At 62.6% G+C, this 26,016-nt stretch carries 23 protein-coding genes (1 of these 23 cut by a window edge); 14 read left to right on the top strand and 9 right to left on the bottom strand.

What is annotated here, in order from left to right:
- From J3P73_RS20240 to J3P73_RS20295, 12 genes are all read left to right on the top strand, one after another.
- On the top strand, positions 1–3 hold the 3' portion of the coding sequence (locus J3P73_RS20240; RefSeq protein ID WP_011653303.1) for a hypothetical protein. The gene continues 204 nt to the left of window position 1, outside the view; the window shows 3 of its 207 coding nt (coding positions 205–207); its start codon lies off the left edge, out of view; its stop codon occupies positions 1–3.
- A 220-nt stretch (positions 4–223) separates the two neighbouring features.
- On the top strand, positions 224–1,030 hold the full coding sequence (locus tag J3P73_RS20245) for a pseudouridine synthase (protein ID WP_130692585.1): 807 nt from the start codon (positions 224–226) through the stop codon (positions 1,028–1,030).
- Positions 1,031–1,044: 14 nt separating this feature from the next.
- A complete protein-coding gene (locus tag J3P73_RS20250; protein ID WP_024323100.1) occupies positions 1,045–1,731 on the top strand; it encodes a phosphoribosyltransferase in 687 nt (228 codons plus the stop codon).
- 102 nt (positions 1,732–1,833) lie between these two features.
- Complete coding sequence (locus J3P73_RS20255) at positions 1,834–3,576, top strand: SLC13 family permease (protein WP_130692587.1); 1,743 nt, start codon at positions 1,834–1,836, stop codon at positions 3,574–3,576.
- 84 nt (positions 3,577–3,660) lie between these two features.
- Positions 3,661–4,605 (top strand): phosphoribosylaminoimidazolesuccinocarboxamide synthase, encoded by a 945-nt coding sequence (locus J3P73_RS20260; RefSeq protein WP_130692589.1) that lies wholly within the window; start codon positions 3,661–3,663, stop codon positions 4,603–4,605.
- Positions 4,606–4,816: 211 nt separating this feature from the next.
- Positions 4,817–5,419, top strand: a complete 603-nt coding sequence (locus J3P73_RS20265; protein WP_207579693.1) for a TetR family transcriptional regulator — start codon at positions 4,817–4,819, stop codon at positions 5,417–5,419.
- 168 nt (positions 5,420–5,587) lie between these two features.
- The gene (locus J3P73_RS20270) at positions 5,588–6,799 is read left to right on the top strand and encodes an efflux RND transporter periplasmic adaptor subunit (RefSeq protein ID WP_130771818.1); all 1,212 of its coding nucleotides are present in this window, start codon (positions 5,588–5,590) and stop codon (positions 6,797–6,799) included.
- A 51-nt stretch (positions 6,800–6,850) separates the two neighbouring features.
- The gene (locus tag J3P73_RS20275) at positions 6,851–9,961 is read left to right on the top strand and encodes an efflux RND transporter permease subunit (RefSeq protein WP_024323096.1); all 3,111 of its coding nucleotides are present in this window, start codon (positions 6,851–6,853) and stop codon (positions 9,959–9,961) included.
- A 150-nt stretch (positions 9,962–10,111) separates the two neighbouring features.
- A complete protein-coding gene (locus tag J3P73_RS20280) occupies positions 10,112–11,545 on the top strand; it encodes an efflux transporter outer membrane subunit (protein ID WP_018068951.1) in 1,434 nt (477 codons plus the stop codon).
- 175 nt (positions 11,546–11,720) lie between these two features.
- The gene (locus tag J3P73_RS20285) at positions 11,721–12,764 is read left to right on the top strand and encodes a LacI family DNA-binding transcriptional regulator (protein ID WP_130692595.1); all 1,044 of its coding nucleotides are present in this window, start codon (positions 11,721–11,723) and stop codon (positions 12,762–12,764) included.
- 107 nt (positions 12,765–12,871) lie between these two features.
- On the top strand, positions 12,872–13,792 hold the full coding sequence (locus J3P73_RS20290) for a nucleoside hydrolase (protein ID WP_130692597.1): 921 nt from the start codon (positions 12,872–12,874) through the stop codon (positions 13,790–13,792).
- The gene (locus tag J3P73_RS20295; protein WP_130692599.1) at positions 13,789–15,576 is read left to right on the top strand and encodes an adenine deaminase; all 1,788 of its coding nucleotides are present in this window, start codon (positions 13,789–13,791) and stop codon (positions 15,574–15,576) included. The genes J3P73_RS20290 and J3P73_RS20295 overlap by 4 nt, the downstream gene beginning before the upstream one ends.
- A gap of 57 nt (positions 15,577–15,633) precedes the next feature.
- On the opposite strand, the gene J3P73_RS20300 is transcribed toward J3P73_RS20295, so the two are convergent.
- The 8 genes from J3P73_RS20300 to J3P73_RS20335 all read right to left on the bottom strand — a co-directional run bounded on the left by J3P73_RS20300 (position 15,634) and on the right by J3P73_RS20335 (position 24,516).
- A complete protein-coding gene (locus J3P73_RS20300) occupies positions 15,634–16,803 on the bottom strand; it encodes a M20 aminoacylase family protein (protein WP_130692601.1) in 1,170 nt (389 codons plus the stop codon).
- Positions 16,804–16,910: 107 nt separating this feature from the next.
- Positions 16,911–18,416 carry a tripartite tricarboxylate transporter permease gene (locus J3P73_RS20305; RefSeq protein WP_018480961.1) on the bottom strand — a complete coding sequence of 502 codons (1,506 nt, stop codon included), beginning with the start codon at positions 18,414–18,416 and terminating at the stop codon, positions 16,911–16,913.
- Between the two features lie 9 nt (positions 18,417–18,425).
- Complete coding sequence (locus tag J3P73_RS20310; RefSeq protein ID WP_018068958.1) at positions 18,426–18,887, bottom strand: tripartite tricarboxylate transporter TctB family protein; 462 nt, start codon at positions 18,885–18,887, stop codon at positions 18,426–18,428.
- Positions 18,888–19,144: 257 nt separating this feature from the next.
- Positions 19,145–20,128, bottom strand: a complete 984-nt coding sequence (locus tag J3P73_RS20315) for a tripartite tricarboxylate transporter substrate-binding protein (protein WP_018068959.1) — start codon at positions 20,126–20,128, stop codon at positions 19,145–19,147.
- 211 nt (positions 20,129–20,339) lie between these two features.
- Positions 20,340–20,789, bottom strand: a complete 450-nt coding sequence (locus J3P73_RS20320) for an SRPBCC family protein (RefSeq protein WP_130692603.1) — start codon at positions 20,787–20,789, stop codon at positions 20,340–20,342.
- 168 nt (positions 20,790–20,957) lie between these two features.
- Positions 20,958–21,281 (bottom strand): ArsR/SmtB family transcription factor, encoded by a 324-nt coding sequence (locus J3P73_RS20325; RefSeq protein WP_130687150.1) that lies wholly within the window; start codon positions 21,279–21,281, stop codon positions 20,958–20,960.
- A gap of 110 nt (positions 21,282–21,391) precedes the next feature.
- On the bottom strand, positions 21,392–22,726 hold the full coding sequence (locus J3P73_RS20330) for a sigma-54-dependent transcriptional regulator (RefSeq protein ID WP_130692605.1): 1,335 nt from the start codon (positions 22,724–22,726) through the stop codon (positions 21,392–21,394).
- Positions 22,723–24,516 (bottom strand): sensor histidine kinase, encoded by a 1,794-nt coding sequence (locus J3P73_RS20335; protein WP_280526923.1) that lies wholly within the window; start codon positions 24,514–24,516, stop codon positions 22,723–22,725. Before J3P73_RS20335 ends, J3P73_RS20330 begins: the two co-directional genes overlap by 4 nt.
- A gap of 194 nt (positions 24,517–24,710) precedes the next feature.
- On the opposite strand from J3P73_RS20335, the gene J3P73_RS20340 reads away from it, so the two are divergent.
- Positions 24,711–25,373: a sulfite oxidase-like oxidoreductase gene (locus tag J3P73_RS20340; RefSeq protein ID WP_075225416.1), complete on the top strand. Its 663-nt coding sequence runs from the start codon at positions 24,711–24,713 to the stop codon at positions 25,371–25,373.
- Here J3P73_RS20340 and J3P73_RS20345 read toward each other — a convergent pair.
- Entirely contained in the window at positions 25,358–25,870 is a 513-nt protein-coding gene (locus tag J3P73_RS20345) for a hypothetical protein (protein ID WP_226532172.1), read from the bottom strand. The two genes, J3P73_RS20340 and J3P73_RS20345, sit on opposite strands and share 16 nt — an antisense overlap.
- Before the next feature lie 6 nt (positions 25,871–25,876).
- On the opposite strand from J3P73_RS20345, the gene J3P73_RS38085 reads away from it, so the two are divergent.
- Positions 25,877–26,008 carry a hypothetical protein gene (locus J3P73_RS38085; protein WP_269207300.1) on the top strand — a complete coding sequence of 44 codons (132 nt, stop codon included), beginning with the start codon at positions 25,877–25,879 and terminating at the stop codon, positions 26,006–26,008.
- Positions 26,009–26,016: the final 8 nt, after the last annotated feature.

A 26,016-nucleotide genomic window follows, 5' to 3' on the forward strand; every position in this document is an offset into this window, starting at 1 on the left:
TGAGGCAGCACCACCCTATCAAGCCGTGACGGCGCTTTATCCCAAAGCGCTGAGCCTCTTTTGCGGCGCCTGTTATTCCCCCTCGTTTTTAATCTGCCTTGCTGGCATCCTTGCGCCGTTCATGCCAAGAAAGCGGCAGCAAAAGCAGGACTACAGCGCCGCGCGTTTTTTCAGACGCGCAAACGACGCTGTAGCACTTTGAATTATGCAGTAAGGATGGCAGATGAGGGAGCGGCGCCCACCGCACAAGACGCGTGAGCGGACAAAGCCCGCCGACAACGCCGCGGCTAAGCGGGTTACCCTTCCCCGCGCCCTTTCCAAGCTCGGTTATTGCTCCCGCACGCAGGCCGAACGTCTGATTGCCGAAAATCGCGTTGCGGTCGACGGTCGCACCATCAGCGATACCTCCGCATGGGTCGATCTTGCCACGGCAAGGATCAGTATCGATGGCCTCGTCATCGCGGCCGAAGCGAAAATCTATCTGATACTCAACAAGCCCCGCGGTCTCGTCACCACCCGCCACGATCCCGAAGGCAGGCCGACGGTCTATGATTGCCTCAGGGATTTCGACATCCCGCATCTCTCTCCGGTCGGCCGGCTCGACAAGGCGAGCGAGGGCCTGCTGCTTTTCACCAACGACACCGAATTCGCCCAGATCCTGCTCGATCCGGTCACGCATGTGACGAAGACCTATCATGTCCAGATCGACCGCATCATGGATGATGAGGACATTGCCGCCATGACATCGGGCATCCGCCACGATGGCGAGGTGCTGAGGGCGACAGCCGCGCGGCGCCTGCGCCAGGGCGACAGGAATTCATGGATCGAGGTCGAGCTCGACGAGGGTCGCAATCGCCAGATCCGCCGCATGCTGGAGGCGCTCGGAACCGAATGCCTGCGCCTCGTGCGCGTCGCAATCGGCGGGCTCGAACTCGGCGAACTGCCGAAAGGCGCCGTGCGTGCGCTGAGCGAACCGGAATTGCAGGCGCTACGCCGGAAAACCGGCATGGAAAGGACGAGACGCAATTGACCGGTGTGACGGAGATGGCGCCGCACGATTTCTGGCAGGAGATTCACCCGCCCGGCACCTTTTCCGCCGATGGGGAATTTACCTCCTTCTATGTCGCCGTGCTCGAAGACGGCCGTCAGCTTCGCCTGCCGATCCGTGTGCTGGCCGATGGCGATCACGCCCTCGCCTCGCTGATCGTCAACCAGGCAAGCTTCGCCGTGCTCGATGCGCTCGCCGAACGCCTTGCCGAAAAGATCAGGCCGATGCGGATCGATGTCGTCGCCGGCCTGCCGACGCTCGGCCTGACGCTCGCCGCCGCCGTGGCGCAGAAGCTCGGGCATGACCGCTACGTTCCGCTCGGCACCTCGCGCAAATTCTGGTATCGCGACGAGCTCTCCGTTGCCCTGTCTTCAATTACCACGCCGACACAGCAGAAACGCCTCTATATCGATCCGCGCATGCTGCCGCTGCTTCAGGGACGGCGCGTCGCACTCATCGATGACGTCATTTCCAGCGGCGCCTCGATCGTCGCCGGTCTTCATCTGCTGTCAGGCTGCGGTATCGAACCCGTCGTTATCGGTGCCGCCATGCTGCAATCGGAGCGCTGGCGCGACAGCCTCGCAGCCGCCGGTCGGCAATGGATCGCGCGTACCGTCTGCGTCTTCGCAACCCCCATTCTGGAGCAGAACGCCAGAGGCCGGTGGCAGGCACCACCAGCCTGACGCGAGATATGAGATTGTTCAATCTTTGCCTGAAGGCGCCTCTGTACAGCGCATGAGGAACGATTACAGTCCCGCCTGATCGATGAAACAACGGACCCGCCCATGTCGTTCGAGCAAGCATCCCTGCTGATCCTTCTGCTGGCGATGCTCATTCTCTTCTCGCTCGATCGCATCCGCATCGAGGTGGTCTCGATCGCCGGCCAGCTTGGCGGTTATGCGCTCGGCCTTTATCCCGCCGACCAGATCTTCACGGGCTTCGCCAGTCCCGTCGTCATCACCGTCATCGAGATCCTGCTGATCGTCCAGGTGCTGGCGCGCGCCAAGCTCTTCGACAGTCTCGCCGCCCGTTTCGCGGCCGCAAGGCCTTCGAGGTTCAAGGTCATCGCCGGCACTTCCTCGCTCGCCGGCTTCATGTCCATCTTCATGAACAACATAGGCGCCTTTGCGATCACCCTGCCGGTGGCGTTGCGCCTTGGCACGGTCCTGACGATCCCGCGCCGCCAACTCGTCATGCCGGTCTCGTTCGCGGCCCTGCTCGGCGGCCTCGTTTCGCTGATCGGCACGCCGGCCAACCTGCTCGTTAGCGATGCGCTCGCCAAGGCGACCGGAACCGGCTTTCGCTTCTTCGATTTCGCCTATGTCGGCCTTCCGGTCGCAATCGTTGGCATTCTGCTCATCGCCTTTCGTGTGCAGCACCTGTTTCCGGAAGCCGACGAAACACCAGCAACGATCTCCCCGGCGGCGCGCCGCATCGTCGTCGAGCGTCGCATCCCTGACGTCTCACCGCTGATCGGCGCAAGGCTTTCCGATTGCCCGGCACGGTTCGCCATCAAGCCGTACGCGCTGATCCGCGACGACAACTTTGCATTCGGCCCACTCGACCAGTTGGTGATCGAACCCGGCGACGTACTGCTTGCCGAGGGCGCCGATGCGACCTTTGCCGATCTTGCCGCCACACAGGCTCTGACGGCCGACACCCACGCGCTTGGTCTACAGCCGGATTTCACCCGTATCGAAGCCGTGGTCATGCCGGAAAGCACGCTGGTCGGTTCGCGCGTCCGCTCGCTTGAAGTCTTCCATTCTCGCGGCGTTGCTGTCACCGCTCTTTCCATGCGCGCGCCGCGCATCGAGGGCCGCTTCCTCGACCTGCAATTGTCAATCGGCGATATATTGACGCTCGAGGGGCCGCGCGCGGCGATTGCCGAAGCGCTGGAGGAAAGCGAGTGCCTGCCGCTCGCCTCGACGGCACCGGCCGAACCGGCTCTCCTCTCCTGGCGGCCCTTCGCGCTCTTTGCCTGCGGCGTCGCCGCCTCCGCGGCCGGCCTGCGTCCCGACGTCGCTTTTGCCGGTGTCGTGCTCGCGCTCGCCCTGCTCAATCACCTCAACATCCGCCAGGCGATGGCCGATCTCAATTGGCCGATCATCATCATGCTCGCGGCGATGATCCCGATCGGTCAGGCGGTGGCGAGCACCGGAGCGGCCGAGACCATCGCCGGCTGGCTGAGCCTCGTCGTGCCGATCACCCATCCGCTCATCGGCATCGCCCTCATCCTCTTCCTCGCCATGGCATTGACGCCTTTCGTCAACAACGCGACGGTCGCAATCGTCCTGACCCCGATCGCACTGGAATTCGCAAGAGCCGGCCGGCATGCGCCTGACGCCTATCTGATCGCAGTCGCCGCCGGCGCCTCCCTGGATTTCCTGACGCCATTCGGCCATCACAACAACACACTGGCAATGGGGATCGGCGGCTACCGCTTCGGCGATTTCCTGCGCACCGGCTGGCCGCTTGCCGTCACAAGTTACGGCCTCGCCCTGCTTCTTACCGCTCTGTTCTGGCTGTGATGCGATACCCGATCGGCTTGACTTCCCCAGCAATGAAACTAGAGCAGGAAGTCTTCACCCAATAATTAAGGACAGTCGAACGCCGTGCGAATTCTCTCCGAAGCCCATTTCCCGGAATTGCCGAACTATTATCGCGGCAAGGTGCGCGAGAATTACGATCTTCCGGACGGACGCCGCATCATCATCAGCACCGACCGGCTGAGCGCTTTCGACCGCATCCTCACCTGCATCCCCTATAAGGGCCAGGTGCTGACACAGACGGCGCGCTACTGGTTCGAGGCGACGAAGGACATCTGCCCGAACCACGTTCTCGACTATCCCGATGCGAATGTCGTCATCGGCAAGCGGCTCGACATCCTCCCGGTCGAGGTCGTCGTGCGCGGTTATCTCGCCGGCACCACCGGCACCTCGATCCTGACGCTTTATAAAAAGGGCGAACGCGAGATGTACGGCATGCGTCTGCCCGACGGCATGCGCGACAACCAGATCCTGCCGGAACCCGTCATCACGCCGACCAGCAAGGAATTCGACGGCGGTCACGATGAACCACTGACGCCGGCGGAAATCGTCACGCGTGGCCTTCTCACGAAAGAGCAATGGCAGACGCTGTCGACATATGCACTCGCCCTCTTTGCCCGCGGCCAGGAGATGGCGGCGAAAAACGGCCTGATCCTGGTCGATACCAAGTACGAGTTCGGCACCGACGGTGACGGCAACATTATCCTCGCCGACGAGATCCACACGCCGGACAGCAGCCGCTACTGGCTTGCCGAAAGCTATCCGGCAAGCTTTGCCGCCGGAAAACGCCCGGAAAGTTTCGACAAGGATTTCGTCCGCGGCTGGGTGGCGGAGCGTTGCGATCCCTATAAGGACGAGATCCCGGAAATCCCCGCCGAACTGATCGAGCAGACCTCGGCCGTCTACATCAAAGCCTACGAGGCGATCACCGGTGAGCGTTTTGCTCCCGACAACAACGGCGAGACGCCGCTTGCCCGTATCCGAACCAACCTCGCCCGCTATTTCCCTTAAAATCGCGGCACACGAAAGCCGCCGCGCCGTTCACCGGCCTGCGGCGTTTCGCCCAATGGCGCTAGGGCGCCGCGCGTCCAACAGGACGCGCTAAGGACGCTCTATCACGTTGAATTGGCGCATAATCCTTTCCGAAAATCGATTCCGATTTTCGGGGTTATGCGCTAGCATCGGAAAAAAGGGGTATCGGGCTCAGCCCGGCGGGGAACAAATGGCAAGAAGGCCAAGACGCAAGGCCGAGGAAACGCGGGAAGACATTCTCTCCATGGCGGAGATGCTGTTTCGCGAGCGGGGCTTCGTCGCGGTGTCGATCGCCGATATCGCCGGCGCGCTCCACATGTCGCCCGCCAATGTCTTCAAGCATTTCCGTTCCAAGGTCGCGCTGGTCGATGCGATCGCCGGACGCCATCTCGACGATGCCGCCGAGCGCTTCGCCGCCTTCGATGAGAAGTTACCGCCAAAGGAACAACTGCTCCACTTCATCCTGCGCCTGCTGGAAAGCCACCTGCAGGACATCCAGAAGAACCCTTACATCTTCGAAATGGTACTTTCGACGATCGAAGCCAAACTCGAGGCCGGCAATCGCTATCGCGCCCGCATCGAAGCGAAGCTCGGCGAGATCATCCGCGAAGGCATGGCGGAGGGACGTTATCATTGCCGCGATCCAAAGAGCGCGGCGCATACCGTCGCAGACGTCCTGGCCTGCGTGCTGCACCCTGTCCTGATCGCTCGCGACGACAAGGAGACACTCGTGCACCGCGCCGAAAAAATCGTGTGTTTCGTCGATGCCGCACTGCAAAATAGCGCTTGCTAAGTGATGATTGCTGAATTACGTCACTTCGTAAAGCTTTTCTTAAATTCGGATAACGGCATTTGAAGCCCACCCAATCCTGACGCTTATATAAGCCTGTGCTCGGCCCAGCCGAGCCCGTGGGCCGAGCTCGTGGATTGAACGGCGATTGCCACCGCACAGGAATTCAGCATGATACGCCGTGCCCTCCTCATCTCCTCGGCCCTGGCATTCGCAGCCCTTCTCGCCGCCTGCAGCGACAGTGGCTCCAAGCCCGCCGGCAATGCGGGTGCAGGCGCGGCGCAGCAGGCTGCCCCGGTCGGCGTCATCACGCTGACGAAGGGTACCTTCCCGATCACCACGATCCTGCCGGGCCGCGCCGAGACATTTCAGACAGCCGATATCCGGCCTCAGGTGAGCGGCCTGATCCGCGAGGTCGCCTTTAAGGACGGCGGCGAGATCAAGAAGGGCGACCTTCTCTATCAGATCGAGGATGCACCCTATATCGCTGCCGTCGAGCAGGCCAAGGCGGCGATCTCCAAGGCGCAGGCCAGCGTGCCGAGCGCCGAAAGCAATCTCGACCGCTACCAGCGCCTCGTCGGCAGCGGCGCCACCCAGATCGAATTCGAAACGGCCAAGACGACGCTGCTTCAGGCCAAGGCCGAAGTCGAGTCGGCGAAGGCCGCACTCGCCGCCGCACAGATCGACCTCGACCACACCAGGATCGTCGCCCCTTTCGATGGCATCATCGACCAGACGGCCGTTAATGTCGGCAACGTCGTCTCTGCCAACCAGACGACGGGGCTGACGACGATCCGCCAGCTCGATCCGATCTACATCTCGCTGACGGAATCGAGCACCAACCTCTTGAAGCTGCGCGATGCAATGGCCGCCGGGGACATCAAGGGCGAAGCCAATGTCGTCTTCCATCTGATCCTCGAAAACGGCAAGGAATACAACCAGCAGGGCAAGCTCGACATGTCGAAGCAGGTGGTCAGTGAGACCACAGGCACCTTCATCATCCGCGTGCTCTTTCCCAATCCCGACCGTATCGTGCTGCCCGGCATGTATGTCCGCGCAACCGTCGAACTCGGCGCCGAGGCCGGTTATACGCTGCCGCAGCTGGCGACGAGCCGTGACGCCAACGGCCGGCTGACGGCACAGTTCGTTTCCGCCGACGGCAAGGTCGAAACCCGCGCCTTCGAGAACAGCTCGCCCTCCAACAATTCCTGGCTCGTGACCGAAGGCATCAAGGACGGCGATCAGCTGATCGTGAGCGGCCTGCAATCGATCACCTCCGGCATGCCGGTGAAGCCGGTCCCGATGAAGATCAACGACAACGGCGTGGTCGTGCCTGCCGAGCAGCCCGCGGCCGGTGACGCGCAGAAGCCCGCAGCGAAATAATAATCGCTGCAGCCTCGCATCGTCACCGTCTCAGCCGCACAGGAACAACCGATGGCCAAGTTTTTCATCCGACGTCCGATTTTCGCCTGGGTCATTGCGATCACCATCATGCTCGCCGGCCTGCTGGCGATCTTCACGCTGTCGATCTCGCAATATCCCGACATCGCCCCGACGACGGTTCGTATCAACGCCACCTATCGCGGCGCCAGCGCCGAGACTGTCGAGAAATCGGTGACCACGATCATCGAAGACGGCATGACCGGCCTCGACGACCTCACCTACATGACCTCGACCTCATCGACGGGTTCGGCCAGCATCCAGCTCACTTTCGGGACGAGCGCCGACCCCGATATCGCCCAGGTGCAGGTGCAGAACAAGCTGCAGCTGGTTCAGTCGCAGCTTCCAAGCGACGTCATCGATGCCGGCATCAGCGTCACCCGCTCGACCTCGAGCATCCTTCTGGTCGGCTCGCTCGTTTCGACCGACGGCAAGCGCAATTCTGTCGACCTCGGCAATATCATGTCGACCTCGATCGAGGATCAGATCCAGCGCCTGGAAGGCGTCGGCAGCATCAATGTCTTCGGTTCGGGATACGCCATGCGCGTCTGGCTCGATCCGTTCAAGCTGCTGAAATACCAGTTGACGCCGAGCGACGTGACGTCTGCCATCCAAGCCCAGAACACCCAGGTCTCCGTCGGTTCGCTCGGTGCTCAGCCGACGATCCCCGGCCAGCAGATCAACGTCACCATCACCGCCCAAAGCCAGCTGACCACTGTCGCCGATTTCGAACATATCATCCTGAAGGTCGAAAAGGACGGCGCGACGGTGCGCTTGAGCGACGTCTCGCGCATCGAGATCGGTCAGGAAAGCTACGGCGGCAGTTCTCGGTACAACGGCCAGCCGTCAACCGGTTTTGCCGTCAACCTTGCGATCGGCGCCAACGCCATCGATACCGCCGCCCGCGTGCGCTCCGCGCTTGAGGTTATCGGCCGTGGCCTGCCGGCGGGCGTGGAGATCACCTATCCCTATGACACGACACCCTTCGTGGAACTGTCGATCGAGAAAGTTGTCCACACGCTGATCGAAGCGATCGTGCTCGTCTTCGTGGTGCTGCTCGTCTTCCTGCAGAATCTTCGTGCGACGCTGATCCCGACGATTGCCGTTCCCGTGGTGCTGCTCGGCACCTTCGGGGTGCTGGCGGTCACCGGCTACTCGATCAATACCTTGACGATGTTCGCCATGGTGCTGGCGATCGGCCTTCTCGTCGACGACGCCATCGTCGTCGTCGAAAACGTCGAACGCATCATGTCCGAAGAAAAGCTTTCGCCGCTCGAAGCAACGGAAAAATCGATGGGCGAGATCACCGGCGCCATTGTCGGCATCGCGCTCGTCCTCACCGCCGTCTTCATTCCGATGGCCTTCTTCGGCGGTTCGACCGGCATCATCTATCGGCAGTTCTCAATCACCATCGTCTCAGCCATGCTGCTGTCGGCGCTCGTCGCCCTCGTGCTGACGCCTGCACTTTGCGCCACAATGCTGAAGCCGGTCGGCGAACACAGGAAGCACCGCGTCGGCGACTGGTTCAACCGCAACTTCACGCGCTCGACCAACGGCTATATCAGCGCCATCGGCTATCTGCTGAAGCGACCGATCCGCGTCATGCTGGTCTTCCTTCTGGTCGGCGCCGGCTGCGCTTATCTCTTCACCCGTCTACCGAGCTCCTTCTTGCCGCAGGAAGACCAGGGCGTGCTGCTGACCATCGTCACCACACCGCCGGGCTCGACCACGCAGCAGACCCAGGCGGTCGTCGAGAAGGTCGAGAAATATTATCGTGAAAACGAGAAGGATGCCGTCGATTCCGTCTTCGGCGCGCTCGGCTTCGGTTTCAGCGGTTCCGGCCAGAACAGCGCCATCGTCTTCACCAAGCTCAAGGAATTCGCACAGCGCACCGATCCGACGCTGAGCGCCCAATCGGTTGTCAACCGTGCGCTGCGCAGCTTCTTTGCGATCCGCGAGGCGCAGGTCTTCGCGCTGCTGCCGCCGGCGATCCAGGGGCTTGGCGTCTCGAGCGGCTTCTCGATGTATCTCGTCGACACCGGCGGCCATGGCAACGATGCCCTGACGGCCGCCTCCAAGCGGCTGGTCCAGATGGGCAACACGTCAGGCAAGATCGTGGCGCTGCGCAGCAGCAACAAGGAAGTCGAGCCGCAGATGCGCATCGTGCTCGATCAGGAGAAGATTGGCGCCATGGGCGTCGACATCGCCTCGGTCAATTCGATGCTGTCGATCATCTTCACCGGCCGGGACGTCAACGACTTCACGCTGAACGGCGAGATCAAGCCGGTCTATGTCGAGGGCGATGCGCCCTTCCGCATGCAGCCGAGCGATCTCAACCACTGGTATGCCCGCAACAATGACGGCGAAATGGTGCCTTTCTCCGCCTTTACCCGGACGGAGTGGGTGAAGGGCGCGCCTTCGCTTGCCCGCTTCAATGCCGTCAGCGCCATTCCGCTCGACGGCGCATCCGCTCCCGGAGTATCCTCCGGCGATGCGATGAACGAAATGGAAGCACTGACCAATGAACTCGGCGGCGGTTATACGGTCGCCTGGCAGGGCATCTCCTATCAGGAGCGGCTTTCCGGTTCGCAGGCGCCGATGCTCTACGCGATCTCGGTTCTCGTCGTCTTCCTTTGCCTGGCGGCGCTTTACGAAAGCTGGTCGATCCCCTTCTCGGTGATCATGGCGGTGCCCGTCGGCATCCTCGGAGCGCTGACGGCGGCAACTCTGTTCGGCCAGGCGAACGACGTCTATTTCAAGGTCGGCCTGCTCACCACCATCGGGCTGGCGGCGAAAAACGCCATTCTGATCGTCGAATTCGCCAAGGATCGTATGGAAAGCGGCATGGGGCTCTACGAGGCGACATTGGAAGCAGCGAGATTGCGGCTGCGGCCGATCATCATGACCTCGCTTGCCTTCATTCTCGGCGTCGTGCCGCTGGCAATCGCCACAGGCGCGGGCTCGGCGGCACAGAATGCCATCGGCATTGGCGTTCTCGGCGGCATGCTGGCGGCGACGATGCTCGGAATTTTCTTCGTGCCGTCGTTTTTCGTCGTCATTCGACGCATCTTTGCCACACGCGGCAAAAATGCGGCAGGACTGTGATATAAATGCACTGTGATAATGCAGTTCGCGTTGCTACATTGCGCCCGACTGCTTCGGAATGGTGTTTTTGGTAGAACGAAGCGCGGCGGCCGATAGTGAAGCATGAAGCTTCGGACAAGAATTGACTTGCTCGAGTACAGGATGAAATGAATGGTATCTCTTCGTTTTGCCACACCGGCATTATTGTTATTGTTGTCGGGCTGCGTTGTGGGCCCAGATCATGTTCCTCCTGAGATGCCGCTGCCCGCCAAATTCGGAGAGGGTGGAACCAAGAGCGATGGCGATGTTGCTACTGCAGCATGGTGGACCGCCTTCAAGGATTCAAGACTGAACGGCTACGTCAAGGCCGGCCTCGATCAGAACCTGACAGTTCAGCAGGCGATCGAAAGAATCAATGCAGCTTCCGCAAACGTCACCACCGCCGGCGCCGGCGGCCTGCCGAGCCTGACGGTCGGCGCCTCGCAGACGGTCAGCGGCCAGAAGGGCGAGCTGCGCACGCAGCTCGACACGCGCAACACCAGTGCCGGCGACGTCCAGCTGAGCTGGCTGCTCGATCTCTTCGGGCTCTACAAGCGCAATACGGAGAGCGCGCTTGCCTCGCTCGATTCCGCTTACGCATCGGCTGACGTTGCCAGGCTGACCCTCATACAGGACCTTGTCTCGAGCTATATCGACGTTCGCTTCTTTCAGCAGCGCCTGGCGCTTTCGAAGGCCAACCTAAAGTCTCGCCAAGAAACCTACGAACTGACCAAGTTCCAGCTTGAAGCTGGCGCCGCCTCGCGTCTTGACGTCGTTCAGGCCGAAGGCCTGGTGCAGTCGACGCTCGCCGAAATTCCCGGCCTCGAAACCAATATCCGCATATCAGCCCATCACATCGCCACGCTGCTCGGCCTGCCGGCTTCGGCTCTTGTCGATGAATTGCTGAAGGGCTCCGGTCAGCCGGTATTCCGCGGCGGCATCACCTCCGGCATCCCGGCCGACCTGATCCGCAATCGTCCGGACATCCGCGTGGCGGAACGTGATCTTGCCGCCGCAACGGCCAATATCGGCGTTGCCCAGGCGCAGCTTTATCCGAGCATCTCGCTTAGCGGCTCGATCTCGCCGTCCTACATCAACCAGCGTGGCATCCATGGCGGCCTGACGCCCTGGTCCTTCGGCCCGACGCTCAACCTGCCGATCTTCGATGGTGGCCGCCTTCGCGCCAACGTCAAGTCGGCACAGTCCGATGCTGCGACCGCCTATCTCAACTGGAAGTCGACGGTGCTGACCGCGGTCGAGCAGGTCGAGAATGCGCTTTCGGCCGTCCGGCGTGACGCACAAACGGTCGCGGCGCTTCAGGCCCAGGTGAAGACCACGCAGGAAACGCTGGAACTTTCGACTGCATCCTACAAGGACGGCGCCTCCTCGCTGCTCGACGTTCTCGACGCGCAGCGCCAGGTTTCGCTGGCCCAGGCAAGCCTTGCCGCATCCGTCCAACAGATGGCCAAGGATTATGTCTCGCTGAACATCGCAGTCGGCGGTGGCTTCGCCCCCGGCGGCAAGACGACCGCACCGGCGGCGAAGGTTGTGACTGTCAAGGGCTGACAGCTGCTGCAATCGACCTGAGGAATACAAAGCCTCGCGATCGTCTCGCGGGGCTTTTTCTTGCCTGTCGCATGCCGTAACGGAATAATTGCGCATAAGATGAATTCAGATTCGACACGCGGAAAAAGCTAAGCTATCAATCTGGTTAAACGATTAATCAGAGTGATCGTCAATTATGACAGCATCGCGCCCGGGACCGAACCTCAGCAGGATAGCGACGTCGCTCGGCGTCTCCGTCGCCACGGTCTCCAATGCGCTTTCCGGCAAAGGCCGGGTCTCCGGCCAATTGGTCGAAAGAATTCGCGAGCATGCAGCCGAGCTGGGTTACGTCCCGAGCCAGGCCGGCCGGGCGTTGCGGACCGGCCGCAGCGGCGTTCTCGGCCTGGTGCTGCCCGATATCGCCAATCCGCTGTTCCCGAAGATCGCGCAGGCGATCGAATTCGCTGCCTCCGCCGCCGGTTACGGCGTGCTGATCGCCGATTCCCGCGGCGATGTCGCCGCCCAGACCGAGGCGATCAATCGGCTGGTCGAGCGCGGCGTCGACGGCATGGTCATCATTCCCCGCCGCGCCACCCGCATTTCGTCCGCCGCCTGTCCGGTCGCCGTCATCGACACTCCCTCGACGCCCGGCAACACCGTCGCCGCCGACCATTGGCAGGGCGGTCACGAAATCGCCGGCCATCTCGCAGGCCTCGGCCATCGCCGTATCCTCATCATCGGCAACAATCAGGAATCCAACGTCCAGAATGACCGCGCCGGCGGCATCCGCTCCGGCATGCGCCCGGGCATGCATTCGGAAACCCTGTGGATCGACCGGCTGGAGCAGGAGAACGGCAGTGACTGCCCACTCGGTCTCGCCGAAAAAGTCAGGCAGGGTTTCACCGCCTTTGCCGCCCTCTCCGACCTGCAGGCGTTGCGGGCACTGACGGAGTTGCAGCAGGCTGGCATCAACATTCCCGCAGATGTCAGCGTCACCGGCTTCGACGACCTCATCTGGTCGCCTGTTGTCACGCCGTCGCTGACGACGGTCCGGATGGACATGGATAGGATTGCCGGGATTGCCGTGTCGGCGCTCGTGGATAGCATAAGAACAAGCAGCATCCGCAAGGGCAGGCTCGTGACCGCGGAGATCGAACGCGTCGCCATGCAGCTGATCGTCCGCCAATCATCCGGGCCTGCGAAGCCGGCACCAAAAACCTCGGAGATGGAGAACATATAAGATGATAAAGGCTCTCATTGCTTCGTCAGCACTCCTCCTCGATACCGCGTTCGCCTTCGATCTGCCGGTTGCCGACGCGGCAAACCTCAAACGGTTCGGGTGAAATCATGGGCGTATGGATCGACACAGACATGGGCTTTGACGACATCGCCGCCATTCTGGTGGTGGTACAGTCTGAACTCGAGATCGACGGCCTATCGCTGCTCTTCGGCAATACGCCGCTGCCGCAGGTGAGAATAAATGCCGCCGGCGCTGCCAGTGCCTTCGGCTGGAAGTTCCCGATCCACACCGGTCGCGCCATGCCCGTTCTCGGCCAGCTTGAAACCGCGCAGGCGATCCTTGGCGAAACCGGCATCCCGACCATCGGCAGGAGCCTGCCGCAGGCGGCTGCCCTTACCGACAGCGATGCCTTCGCAGCACTCTGCCGTTGGCTGGAGCGCCAGGGCCAGCACCGCATCCTGGCGCTCGGGCCGCTCACCAACATCGCCGCCGTGGCGCTTGCCCGGCCCGATCTTGCCGCCCGCATCACCGAACTCGTCTGGATGGGCGGTGGCGTCACCAGCGGCAACCATACGGCCTCCGCCGAATTCAACGCGCTCGCCGATCCGGAAGCCCTGTCGATCGTCATCGCCCATGGCCTGCCGCTGCGCATGGTTGATCTCGACCTCTGCCGCAAGGTGCTGGCAAGGCCCGAAGACGCCGAACCGATACGCCATGCCGGCGGCGCCAATGCCGAGCTGATCGCCGATATGTTCTCGGGTTATATCCGCATCGGCACCAGCCGCGGCCGCCCGGCCATGGCGATATACGACCCCTCTGCCGCCGTCGCCTTCGTCGCTCCAGATATCGTCAGCTTCCGTCCCGCCCGCATCGACGTCGAGCTGCAGGGTGCCCTCACCCGAGGCCGCACCGTCGTCGAGACCCGCGCCACGCATGCAACCTTCAATGCCCAATTCGCCGCCGACATCGATGCCGACATGGCGCGTGTCATCATTCTCGCCGCGTTGGTCAACGAGGCCCGCAAATGACCGCCACCCCTCGTCAGGAACCCGCCGATCTCAATGATCCCGCCTTGCGCGCCCGCGCCGTCACTGCGGCGCGCGGCGACGCCCCTTTCGACATGCTAATCACCGGTGGCAGGCTGCTCGATGCGGTGACAGGCCTGATCCGGAAAGCCGATATCGGCCTCGTCGGCACCCTCATCGCCAGCGTCCATGCCCCGGCAAGCCGAACGGATGCCGTCGAGACCATCGATGCGGCGGGCTGCATCCTGACGCCCGGCCTGATCGACACGCACATGCATGTCGAAAGTTCGATGGTGACGCCGGCCGAATATGCGAGCGCCGTCTTGCCGCGCGGCGTGACTACGATCGTCTGGGATCCGCATGAATTCGGCAACGTCCATGGGCTCGACGGCGTGCGCTGGGCGATCGAGGCGGCGCGCGGCCTGCCACTGCGCGTGATCCTGCTCGCGCCCTCCTGCGTGCCTTCCGCGCCAGGCCTGGAACTTGCCGGCGCCGATTTCGATGCTACCGTCGTCGCCGAGATGCTGCGCTCCCCAGCCGTCGGCGGCGTCGCCGAAGTCATGAACATGCGCGGCATCATCGACGGCGATCCGCGCATGACGGCCATCGTCAATGCCGGCCTTGCCGCCGGCAAGCTCGTTTGCGGCCATGCCCGCGGCCTCGAAGGCGCCGATCTCAACGCCTTCATTGCATCGGGCATCACCTCCGACCACGAACTTACCTCCGGCACCGATCTCCTCGCCAAGCTTTCAGCCGGCCTGACGATCGAGCTGCGCGGCTCTCACGACCATCTGCTGAAGGAGTTCGTCGAGGTGCTGAACGGTCTCGGCCACCTGCCTCCCACCGTCACGCTCTGCACCGACGACGTCTTTCCCGACGAACTCCAGGAAGGCGGCGGCCTCGACGACGTCATCAGGCGCCTGGTACGCTACGGCATGAAGCCGGAATGGGCCATCCGTGCCGCGACCTTCAATGCCGCACAACGTCTGCAGCGTCCCGATCTCGGCCTTGTCGCCGCCGGCCGCCGCGCCGACATCGTGCTCTTCGACGACCTCACGGAATTCCGCGCGCGGCTGGTGATATCAGGCGGCCGCCTCGTCGCCCGCAACGGCAGCATGCAGGTGGCCGTCAAGCAGATTGATACGGCGCCGCTTGTCAATTCGGTGAAGCTGCCGCCGCTGACCGAGAATGATTTCCGCATTCCGGCGCAGGGCGAGCGCGTCCGCGTCGCCACCATCGACCGCCCGCGCTTCACGCAATGGGGCGAGGCCGAAACGGCGGTCAGGGACGGGTTCGTCGTGCCGCCGGCCGGCAGTGCCATGATCTCAGTCACCCATCGCCACGGCAAAACCGACGGTACCCCGCGCATCGGTTTCCTCACCGGCTGGGGTGAATGGCGCGGCGCCTTCTGCACCACCGTTTCGCATGACAGCCACAACCTCACCGTCTTCGGCGGCAATGCGGGCGACATGGCGCTCGCCGCCAACGCCGTCATATCAGCTGGTGGCGGCATGGCGGTCGCCAGGGACGGCCGGATCGAAGCGATGCTGCCGCTGCCGCTCTCCGGTCTGGTGACGGATGCATCGCTGAAGGACACCGCCTTGGCCTTCGTCAGCATCCGCAGTGCAATGGAAAAGATCGTCAAGTGGAAGCCGCCCTATTTGGTCTTCAAGGCCTGCTTCGGCGCAACGCTCGCCTGCAATGCCGGCCCGCACCAGACGGATCGGGGAATTGCCGATGTGGTGACGGGGAAAGTGCTTGAGAGTCCGGTGCTGGAGATTATGTAAGCCGAGGCGCACAGACCATATACAAAGGGCGTGCGTCCCCGCCACCTCAAACTCCATCTAGACCTTCAATTCCCGCTCGACCAACGCAACCCAGTAAGCCGCCCCATATCCAAGCGCTTCATCGTTGAAATCATAAGCCGTATTATGGTGCAGCGCCCCGTCCACCGCCGGACCGTTGCCGAGCCAGACATAGCAGCCCGGCGCATTCTGCGCGAAGAAGGCGAAATCGTCTCCCGCCGTCGATGGCGGAAAGCTTGTCCGCACCTTCTCATTAAAGACCGCACCAGCCGCACCAAGCGCCCGCGCCGTCGCATCCGCATCGTTGACGACAGGCGGAATTCGCCGCTCGAATGCATAGTCCACGGCAATGCCGTACATGGCCGCCGTGCCATGCGCCAAGCGTCCGATCTCGGTCTCGAGCTGATCGCGCACCTCAGGCGAATAGGCCCGCGCCGTCCCGCCAATCTCGACGATATCAGGAATGACGTTCAGCGCCTTTGGGTCGCCCGCCTGCAGGAAACAGGCGCTGACGACCGCCGGTTGCAGCGGATCGACCACCCGTCCGACAATCGTCTGCAGCGATGACAGGAAGGTGCCGGCGGCCGTGATCGGATCGCGGCCGAGATGCGGCTTGGCGCCATGCGTGCCGGTCCCGCGAAAGGTAATCCGCCAGCTGTCGGAGGAGGCAAGCTGCGGTCCCTCGACCACGGCGATCTCATCGACCGCAAGCCCCGGCATATTGTGCAGCCCGTAGACGGCATCGCAGGGAAAGAGCTGAAACAGCCCCTCCTCGACCATGCGTTTCGCCCCGCCCCGCCCCTCTTCGGCCGGTTGGAAGATGAAATGCACCGTGCCGGAAAAACTCCGTGTCGCCGCCAGATGCCGCGCGGCGCCGAGGAGCATCGCCGTATGCCCGTCATGGCCGCAGGCATGCATCTTGCCTGACACCGTCGATTTATAAGGCCGCTCCGCCATCTCAGGCATGGCAAGCGCATCCATGTCGGCGCGGAGCCCGATCCTGTGCGTGCCGTTGCCGATCTGCAGCGTACCGACCACGCCGGCTCCACCGAGCCCGCGATGCACTGTGATACCAGCCTCGTCGAGAAGCTTCGCGACGATGCTGCCGGTGCGTTCCTCCTCGAAACCGAGTTCGGGATGGGCGTGCAGATCGCGGCGCAGGGAGGTCAGAAAAGGCAGATCGTCCTTGATCCGGGCGGGGATGCTCATCGGGCAATGCTCATGGGCCTGGATATCCTGTCAAGCGAAACGGGCGCCCAACCGGCGCCCGCGTCAGATCATCCGTTGTTCATCAAACGGCCCACAAGTTCAACCCCTCAGGTCTCTTCGACGAACACCTCCTCGCGCTTCTTCTTGACGCTAGGCAGGAAGACGACGATGAGGACCGCGGCCGCAATCGCCAGGAGAATGGCGCTGATCGGTCGCGTGACGAAGGTGGTGGGATCGCCGCGCGACAGGATCATGGCGCGACGCAGGTTCTCCTCGAGCAGCGGCCCGAGCACGAAGCCGAGCAGGAGCGGCGCCGGCTCGCAGCGAAGCTTCGCCAACACATAGCCGATGAGCCCGAAGAAGGCGACGGCATAGAGGTCGTAGACATTGGCGTTGACGCTGTAGACCCCGATCGAGCAGAAGGCCATGATGACGGGGAAGAGCACGTAGTAAGGCACGGTCAGCAGTTTCACCCAGAGCCCGATCAGCGGCAGATTGAGGATGACGAGCATCAGGTTGCCGATCCACATCGAGGCGATGATGCCCCAGAACAGCGCCGGCTGCTCGGTGGCGACGTTCGGACCGGGCACGATGCCCTGGATGATCATCGCACCGATCATCAGCGCCATGACGGGATTGGCCGGAATGCCGAGCGTCAAGAGCGGAATGAACGAGGTCTGCGCACCGGCATTGTTTGCCGATTCCGGTCCTGCGACACCGGCAACGGCACCCTTGCCGAATTCCTCCGGCGTCTTCGACATTCGCTTTTCCACCGTATAGGAGGCGAAGGAGGCAAGGATTGCACCGCCACCCGGCAGGATGCCGAGCGCCGAGCCAATCGCCGTGCCGCGAATGACGGGTGCGATCATCTCCTTGAATTCCTGGCGGGACGGCAAGAGGCCGGACACCTTGGCCATCAGCACCGTGCGTGTCGACTCGCCCTCGAGGTTGCGAAGGATTTCGGCAACCCCGAAGACGCCGACGGCGAGCGCCACGAAGTTCAGCCCGTCGGCATATTCGCGGATGCCGAGCGTGAAGCGCGGCGTGCCGGTATAGATGTCGGTGCCGACGAGGCCGAGTAGCAGCCCGAGCGCCACCATCGCCAGCGCCTTGACGACAGAGCCGTGCGCGAGAGCGATCGAGGAAACGAGACCGACGACCATCAGCGAGAAATATTCTGCCGAGCCGAATTGCAGCGCAATTGCGGTGAGCGGCGGCGCGAAGATCGCGACGAGGAAGGTCGACACGGTGCCAGCGAAGAACGAGCCGAGGGCCGCGATCGCAAGTGCTGCCCCCGCCCTGCCCTTGCGGGCCATCTGGTAGCCGTCGATCGCGGTGACGGCCGAGGAGGATTCGCCCGGCATGTTGATGAGGATCGCCGTCGTCGAACCGCCATACTGCGCGCCGTAATAGATGCCGGCGAGCATGATCAGCGAGGAGACTGGTTCGAGCTGGAAGGTGATCGGCAGCAGCATGGCGATCGTCGCCGTGGCGCCGATGCCGGGCAGCACGCCAATCAGCGTGCCGAGCAGCACGCCGATCAGGCAGAAGAACAGGTTTTCCGGAGTGCCGGCTGTTGCAAAGCCGAGCGCGAGATTGCTGAAAAGATCCATCATCGCCTCCTAGAACCGGACCCAGGGGCCGAAGCGCTCGAACGGCAGGCCGAGCCCGTAGCTGAAGACCGCGACCGAAAAGATCGTCAGCAGCAGCGAGAGGATGATCGCGAAGAACACGTTCATCTTTTGCGATGCGAAGCAGGCGATGAAGGCGGTGAGGAACAGTGACGGTGCAAATCCGAGACCGCGCACCGTCAGCCCGAAGAACACCGGTGCCGGCAGGATGAAGAGCATGCCGCGCCAGGCAAACGGGTCGATAGGCTCGCCCTCGACGCGGAGTGCCTGAATGAAGATGATCGCGCCGAGAAGCACGAGCACACCGGCAAGCGCCAACGGAAAATAACCGGGCCCCATGCGCACTGCCGTACCGAGGTCGAGCCCCAGCGACTGGATGGCGAAGAAAGCACCGGTTGCGACGAAAAGCGCGCCGCAGATCGCATTGGTGGTATCGAAACTGATGGACTTCATGGTGTCTCCTGGGTTGGAGATGGTTGATGTGACGCGGTCACAAAGGAAGTATCCCCTCATCCGCCTGCCGGCACTAACCGGGGTCGAGCCACGGGTCTCGACCCGTCCTTCGGCCCCCCGCACGCGGGGAGAAGGGGATATGCCGCAAACCCTTCGCCTCCACCGCCGTTGAATGACGCATGTTCCCTCTCCCCGTGCACGGGGAGAGGGTTAGGGTGAGGGGCTCATCCGGCATGTCCTGGACGAGGACATGATCCTCAGTCGGCATACTCGCCGGCGGCCTCGATGATCGGCTTCCAGCGGGCGATCTCGCTTTCGAGCTTGGCCTTCAGCGCAGCCGGCGTCGCATCGGCATCGGAGGATGGCGCCGTGCCGAGCTCGGCGAAGCGGGCGCCGACATTCGGATCCTTCAGCGCGACCTGCAGCGACTTCGACAGACGTTCGTTGATCTCAGCCGGCGTGCCCTTCGGCGTATAGATGCCGTGCCAGATGCCGACTTCAAAACCCGGCAGCCCGGCTTCGACGGCTGTCGGAATATCCTTCATCACGTCGAGCCGCTTGGGCGAGGTCACGGCATAGGCCTTGATCGTGCCGCCCTGAATCTGCTTCGTCGTGTTGGTCGTCTGATCGCACATCACATCGACCTGACCGCCGAGCAGATCGGTCATGGCAGGGCCGGTGCCCTTGTAGGGAACGGTCGTGAGCGGCGTCTGGATGGCGCTCATGAACATCATGCCGCAGAGATGCGAGGCCGCACCGATGCCGGCATTGGCAACCGTCACCTTGTCCTTGTTCGCCTTGATGTAGTCGATCAGCCCCTTGAGGTCGGCCGGCTCCATGTCCTTACGGGCAACGATGGTCATCGGCACCTCGGTGACGAGGCCGACATAGTCGAAGGCGCCGAGCGTGTCGTAGGCGAGCTTGCGGTAGAGCGTAGCGCTGGTCGCCATGCCAATATGGTGCAGCAGGATGGTGTAACCGTCGGGATCGGCACTCGCCACGCGGCCAGCACCGAGCGTGCCGCCGGCGCCGCCGACATTTTCGACGACGATCTGCTGGCCGAGATCCTTCGACATGGATTCGGCGACCAGGCGCGCGACGGTGTCGGTCGGGCCGCCGGCCGCAAAGGGCACGACCATGGTGATGGTGCGCTCGGGATAGGTCTGCGCCGAAGCGGCGCCGGCGAGAAGAGAGACCGCGGCAGCCGCGGTCAGGCCGAGCATGGCCTTCAGAATTTTCATCGTTTCCTCCCTGATGAAATAAGCGAGCCCGCCGACACATCCTCCGCGCCGGTTCGGATCACCTATTTGCCGCCGGGAAAAATCGACCCGCAATCATTGCAACCGCTTTCGAAAGACGATTTTGCGACAGTGCGATGCAGCATGGGTCGATTTGGAAACAAACGCCCAATGCGGTGGGTGGAAATCCACCCATCGCGCTATGACGTCTGCCTTATTTTTTGGGAGGCAGCACCACTTCGCCGGTCTCGATGAGCGACTTGAGGTTGGAGAGAATGCGTGGCCAGCCGCCTGAAACGGCGTTGATAAGCTTGGAATTCTCGACTGCGATGGAATGGGTCACCGTCAGCTTGGTGGCAGTATCGTTGTCCGCCTCGATCTCCATCACGCATTGCGAATAGCCCTCGGCCTTCAGCTCCGGCATGAACTCGTTCCGCCATTTCAGCACGAGCCGGTTGGGCGGATCGCATTCGAGGATCTCGCCGGTATCGGCGACTGATCCGTCCTCGAACAGAAGCTTCCAGGCAGCGCCCGCTCGCCACTCGGTCTCGAAATGGGCGCCGAGCCAGAATTTCTTCATGAACTCGGCCGTCGTCAGCGCCGCCCAGAGCTGTTCCGGCGTCGTGCGGATAAAGGTGACATAGTTATATGTGCTGCCAGCCATGATGATACTCCCTTTTCGCCAGGACCAGAACAGGATGATTTTAGGCCGACCCGGCCTAAAATCTGAATCCTGTTCTCAACTAGATAGCTAGAGCATGATGTCGTCCGAAAACCGCTTGCACTTTTCGGCATCATGCTCTGGGTACTCCCCGATGGCCAGGCCGCGGATCTAGTGGCCGCCCTTGCCTTCGAGAGTCTGCTTCAGATCGGCGAGCGCATTCAGTTGCTGCCGCTCGAATTTGTTGATCCATCGTTGCGCGATCTCGTTGATCGGCACGGGATTGATGAAGTGCAGTTTCTCCCGGCCCTGGCGCTGCGACGAAACGAGGCTCGCCTCCTCCAGGATCGCAATATGTTTGGCCACGGCCTGGCGCGTCATCGTAAGCCCCTCGCAGAGCTCAGCCAGAGTCTGGCCGTTCCTCGCATACAGCCGATCTAGCAACTGCCGCCGGCTCGCATCCGCAAGAGCCCGGAAAACCGTATCATCATCCATGTCTTTATATGGAACCATTTGGTTGCCTATTTTGCCCCTTATAGGCAACCAAATGGTTGCATGTCAAGCCGTAAAATGTGGTTGGAATGCATGCGCCTTTAAAAAAGGCGCTAACTTTCGGTGATCAGCATCCGCTTGTCGAGACCGTATTTCTGCATCTTTTCGTAGAGTGTCTTCCGAGAAATGCCGAGCGACTCATAGACCGGCCTGAGGCTTCCGCCATGAGCCACCAGCGCGCTGGCAATGACCCCTCGTTCGAATTCGGCGACACGCTCAGCAAGCCCGGTCGCCTCCTCGGCTTGGCGCCCGCCATTGTCGAGACCGAGGACCAGACGGTCTGCGGCATTCCTCAATTCACGCACATTGCCGGGCCAGTCGCGCTGAGCGATGTCGGAAATCACTTCCGGCGGCACGGCCATCTCGTCGCGACCGTAGCGGGCCGCCGCCTCCCGCACCAGTTGCAGGAAGAGCAGCGGAACATCTGCCCGCCGCTGCGACAGCGACGGCACATGCAGCGTCGCGACATTCAGCCTATAGAACAGGTCGGCGCGGAAGCGCCCCGCCGCCACCTCCGCCTCCAGATCGACCTTGCTTGTCGCGATGAAGCGCACGTCGAGCGCCACCACCTCGTTCGATCCGAGCCTGGAGATCACCCGCTCCTGCAGCACCCGCAGGAACTTCGCCTGCAGGTCGAAGGGCATGGAGCCGATCTCGTCGAGCAGGATCGTGCCGCCGCGCCCGTGTTCGAATTTTCCATAACGCGGCCTCACCGCACCCGGAAATGCCCCCACCTCATGGCCGAAGAGCTCGCTCTCGATCAGGTTTGCCGGCAGTGCGGCACAATTGATCGCGATGAACGGCCGACTCGCCCGGGCGCTGATGTCATGGAGCGCCCGCGCCACCACCTCCTTGCCGGCCCCGGTCTCGCCGACGATCAGCGTATCGGCATCGCTCGCCCCGATCGCCCGGATGCGGTAGCGCAGATCCACCATCACCTGCGTGCGCCCCGGCAGCCGCGCCTCGATATCGTCGCGCTTGCCGGCAACCGCCTTCAGCAGCCGGTTTTCGAGCACCAGGCCGCGCCGCTCCATCGCCCGGCGGATGACCCCGGCAAGCATCTCGGGCGTGAACGGCTTCTCGATGAAATCATAGGCGCCTTCGCGCATCGCCTTCACCGCAAGCTGAACGTCGCCGTGGCCGGTGACGAGAATGACCGGCACCTCCGGGTCGAGCTCACGGATCTTCTGCATCAGCGTCATGCCGTCGATGCCGGGCATGCGGATATCGCTGACGACGACGCCGGGAAAGCTGTAGCCGATCAGTTCCAGCACGTGGTCGCCGTTCGAATAGGTCTCGACGCTGAAGCCGGAGAGCTCCAGCGCCTGCGCCGTCGAGCGGCGCAGTTCCTCCTCGTCGTCAACCAGCAGGATCTTTGCATCGTTCATTCCGCTGCCTCCGGCATCAATCCTGCCGCCGATTGCAGCTCGATGCGGAACACCGCGCCTCCTTCGGGATGATTGGCAGCAGTCAGGCTGCCGCCGAAATCCTTGATGATGTTGTAGGAAATCGAAAGCCCGAGGCCGAGCCCCTTGCCGACGCCCTTCGTCGTGAAGAACGGGTCGAAGATACGTTCGGCGATCGCCGCCGGCACGCCCGGGCCATGGTCCCGCACCGTCAGCACCACCTTTCCGGCCTCCTCGAAGGCCGAAACCTCGATGCGCCGATCATCCAGCCCTTCCACCGCATCGGCCGCATTCGAGATCACGTTCACCAGCACCTGCTGCAGACGCACCGAACCGGCGCGCACCACCGGCGGACGCGGCCCGAGAGCGAGCAGCAGTTCGGCATCCGCCGCCTTCAGCCGCCAGGCGATGATCTCCAGCGTATCGCGCATCGCCTCGTCGAGGGAAACGGGACCGAGCTTCTCGTTCGGCTTGCGGGCGAAGTTGCGCAGGTGCCGGCTGATCGCAGCCATACGGTCGATCAGCCCGCCGATACGGCGGATATTGTCCCGCGCCTCCTCCGTCCGCCCGCGGTCGATGAGAACGGAGGCGCTGTCCGTATAGGTCTTGGCAGCGGCGAGCGGCTGGTTGAACTCGTGCGAAAGCGCAGCCGACATCTGCCCCAGCCCGGCAAGCTTGCCCGCCTGGATGAGGTCCGCTTGCGTCTGTCGAAGCTGCTGCTCGGTCAGCCGCCGCTCGGCGATCTCCTCTTCGATGCGGCTGTTGACGCGGGCAAGATCGGCCGTGCGCTCATCGACGCGCCGCTCCAGCTCGTTGCGGGCCTCGGCCTGCATCTGCATGCGCTCGGCAAGCCGCGCCCGCCGCTGGCGAAGGACGGCCACCGTAAGCCCGGCAATGCAGAGGATGAGAAACACGGCAGCAAGCGCCGTGCGCGCCTGGGCGCGGATGGAACTCGTCTCCATCAGCACGTTCACCGTCCAGTCCTCGGCCGGCATGTAATGCGAGAGCACCAGATATTCGCTCGAGCCGCGCTCGCCGGCCAGCGTCATCAGCTCATGCTGCTCGAAGTGATGTCGCGTCACTGGCAGCGCCGTCAGCCTGGCATTGGCATAGCGCCGCGACGCCTCGGTGCGGGCGATGCGATCGGCCGTCAACGGCAGGATGGCGCCGTAAAGCCATTCCGGGCTTCCCGACATGAAGATGATGCCCTCGGGATCGGAGACGAAGATCCTGTATTCGCCGCCGCCCCAGGATGATTCGATCGTGTCGATATCGACCTTGAAGACGATGACACCGCGAATATCCGCGCCTGTCCGGATCGGTGCGGCAAAATAATAGCCGCGCTTCAGCGAGGTTGTGCCGAGCGCGTAGAACCGCGCCTGCCGGCCTTCGATCGCATCCTGGAAATAGGGCCGGTAGCTGAAATTCTGGCCGACGAAACTTGCAGGTCCGTCGTAATTGCTGGCCGCGATCGTCTCTCCATCCGGCTTGACCACATAGATGTCGGAGGATTTCAGCAGCCCGTTGATCGCCTTGAGATAAAGATTGGCCGCAGCGCGCAGCGCCTCATCCTCGGGCGCGCTCACCAGTTCCTTGATGTCGTCGTGATCGGCGATCAACGCCGGCAGCGCCTCGTAGCGGTTGAGATGGCCGCTGAGTGCCGAAACGGCAAGACGCAGCGCCGTTCCCGCCTGCGCCGAGGCTTCCTCCATATAGGCGCGCGTGGCAATCGCGCTGCCGTAGGTGAAGAAGGCGAATATGATCAGCGGCACGACCAGCAACGCCGCTATCGCACGATATCTCGAAGACAGAACCGGCTCCTCCCCTTTCTGCCTCCACTCCCCAGCGAGGCATACCCCATGGCACCGAGTTTAGTGAGGCCGGCAGGGATTTCCAAGGGGTCGCCGAAACTTGACACCCGCCTAGGGCGGATGTCCTATTGCCGCATCGCAAGGAGACCCCACTCATGAGCGACGATCAGGCGCCCACCGACAGCAAGCTCACTACCTCCAAACGCCGTTGGGCGACCGAAGGTAAGTTCCTCACCGGCCGCATCAGCCGTCCCGAAGCCGAGCGCCTGCCGCCCGGCCAGCACCTCGTCAAGAACTGGCCGGTGCTCGATCTCGGCCAGCAGCCTGTTGTCTCCACAGATACCTGGCGGCTCGATGTGCGCGGACTCGTCGAAACGCCGCTCACTCTCACCTGGGCCGCGTTCCAGGCGATCGAGCAGAGCGCCAAGGTGAGCGACATCCACTGCGTCACCACCTGGTCGCGCTACGATAATAAATGGAAGGGCGTTTCGACGCGCGATCTGCTCGATCTCGCCATGCCCAAGCCCGAAGCCGGTTACGTCATGCTGACGAGTTATGACGGCTACACCACCAACCTGCCGCTTTCCGATTTCGCCGCCGAGGATGCGATCCTCGCCACCGCCTGGGAAGGCCTGCCGCTAACGCCCGAACACGGTGGCCCGATGCGCCTCGTCGTGCCGCATCTCTATTTCTGGAAAAGCGCCAAATGGCTGCGCCGCATCGACCTTATGCCTGCCGACCAGGCAGGCTTCTGGGAAAAGAACGGCTACCACATGTATGGCGATCCGTGGCGCGAGCAGCGCTATTCCGACGATTGAGCCTTCGGTTGCGAGAAGCGGCGAAGCGCAAACACACCGAGGCCGAACAAAGAGGCAAGCCCCGTCAGAGACGCCATGCTGGCGACATGGAATGGGATCCCCCTCCAGCGCGGCTCGACGATATCGGCTGTGTTGAAGGCCTCGCCGCTGAACCGGCAGGTGATGAGCGCAAGACCGCGCCGCACCATGTCAGCATCGACAGCGGAAATGATTTCGCCTGCAGCAGCCCCCTCCCGCGGCATCTCGCGCATCGAAAGCAAGACGGCCTTGGTCGCGGCCAGATAGGCATGGGCGCATTCGTTGAACGGGCTTTCCTCATCCGTCACGCTGCCCGGCATCCGGCCCCACAGACAGTAGGAATACTGGATCTCGGCATAGTTCAGCATGCGGCGGAACGGCTCGTTCGTATCGACTGCACGGGATGCAAGGTCGATAATCCCACTGCGATAGTCAGACATGACAGCCATCTCGCCATGGGAAATTTCCGGGATATCCAGGCCCGCATGGCTACCGCCATCGCTGCGGCTATGAGCAAAAGCGCTTCCGGCAACCCCACAAAAAAAGGCAGCCGCGGCAAACGCCGCCGACAGGAGTGGTATGGTTTTGCCGATTTTCATGCTTGCTCGAAAAGTTAAGGGCGCCG

Origin of the sequence: Rhizobium ruizarguesonis (genome assembly GCF_017357285.1) — a bacterium.
Taxonomy (GTDB): Bacteria; Pseudomonadota; Alphaproteobacteria; order Rhizobiales; family Rhizobiaceae; genus Rhizobium; species Rhizobium ruizarguesonis.

Excerpts from the sequence above, each read along its gene's own strand:
- J3P73_RS20245 (WP_130692585.1), top strand. The coding sequence starts at position 224 with ATGAGGGAGCGGCGCCCACCGCACAAGACGCGTGAGCGGACAAAGCCC.
- J3P73_RS20250 (WP_024323100.1), top strand. The coding sequence starts at position 1,045 with ATGGCGCCGCACGATTTCTGGCAGGAGATTCACCCGCCCGGCACCTTT.
- J3P73_RS20255 (WP_130692587.1), top strand. The coding sequence starts at position 1,834 with ATGTCGTTCGAGCAAGCATCCCTGCTGATCCTTCTGCTGGCGATGCTC.
- J3P73_RS20265 (WP_207579693.1), top strand. The coding sequence starts at position 4,817 with ATGGCAAGAAGGCCAAGACGCAAGGCCGAGGAAACGCGGGAAGACATT.
- J3P73_RS20270 (WP_130771818.1), top strand. The coding sequence starts at position 5,588 with ATGATACGCCGTGCCCTCCTCATCTCCTCGGCCCTGGCATTCGCAGCC.
- J3P73_RS20275 (WP_024323096.1), top strand. The coding sequence starts at position 6,851 with ATGGCCAAGTTTTTCATCCGACGTCCGATTTTCGCCTGGGTCATTGCG.
- J3P73_RS20280 (WP_018068951.1), top strand. The coding sequence starts at position 10,112 with ATGGTATCTCTTCGTTTTGCCACACCGGCATTATTGTTATTGTTGTCG.
- J3P73_RS20285 (WP_130692595.1), top strand. The coding sequence starts at position 11,721 with ATGACAGCATCGCGCCCGGGACCGAACCTCAGCAGGATAGCGACGTCG.
- J3P73_RS20290 (WP_130692597.1), top strand. The coding sequence starts at position 12,872 with ATGGGCGTATGGATCGACACAGACATGGGCTTTGACGACATCGCCGCC.
- J3P73_RS20295 (WP_130692599.1), top strand. The coding sequence starts at position 13,789 with ATGACCGCCACCCCTCGTCAGGAACCCGCCGATCTCAATGATCCCGCC.
- J3P73_RS20300 (WP_130692601.1), bottom strand. The coding sequence starts at position 16,803 with ATGAGCATCCCCGCCCGGATCAAGGACGATCTGCCTTTTCTGACCTCC.
- J3P73_RS20305 (WP_018480961.1), bottom strand. The coding sequence starts at position 18,416 with ATGGATCTTTTCAGCAATCTCGCGCTCGGCTTTGCAACAGCCGGCACT.
- J3P73_RS20310 (WP_018068958.1), bottom strand. The coding sequence starts at position 18,887 with ATGAAGTCCATCAGTTTCGATACCACCAATGCGATCTGCGGCGCGCTT.
- J3P73_RS20315 (WP_018068959.1), bottom strand. The coding sequence starts at position 20,128 with ATGAAAATTCTGAAGGCCATGCTCGGCCTGACCGCGGCTGCCGCGGTC.
- J3P73_RS20320 (WP_130692603.1), bottom strand. The coding sequence starts at position 20,789 with ATGGCTGGCAGCACATATAACTATGTCACCTTTATCCGCACGACGCCG.
- J3P73_RS20325 (WP_130687150.1), bottom strand. The coding sequence starts at position 21,281 with ATGGATGATGATACGGTTTTCCGGGCTCTTGCGGATGCGAGCCGGCGG.
- J3P73_RS20330 (WP_130692605.1), bottom strand. The coding sequence starts at position 22,726 with ATGAACGATGCAAAGATCCTGCTGGTTGACGACGAGGAGGAACTGCGC.
- J3P73_RS20340 (WP_075225416.1), top strand. The coding sequence starts at position 24,711 with ATGAGCGACGATCAGGCGCCCACCGACAGCAAGCTCACTACCTCCAAA.
- J3P73_RS38085 (WP_269207300.1), top strand. The coding sequence starts at position 25,877 with ATGGCTACCGCCATCGCTGCGGCTATGAGCAAAAGCGCTTCCGGCAAC.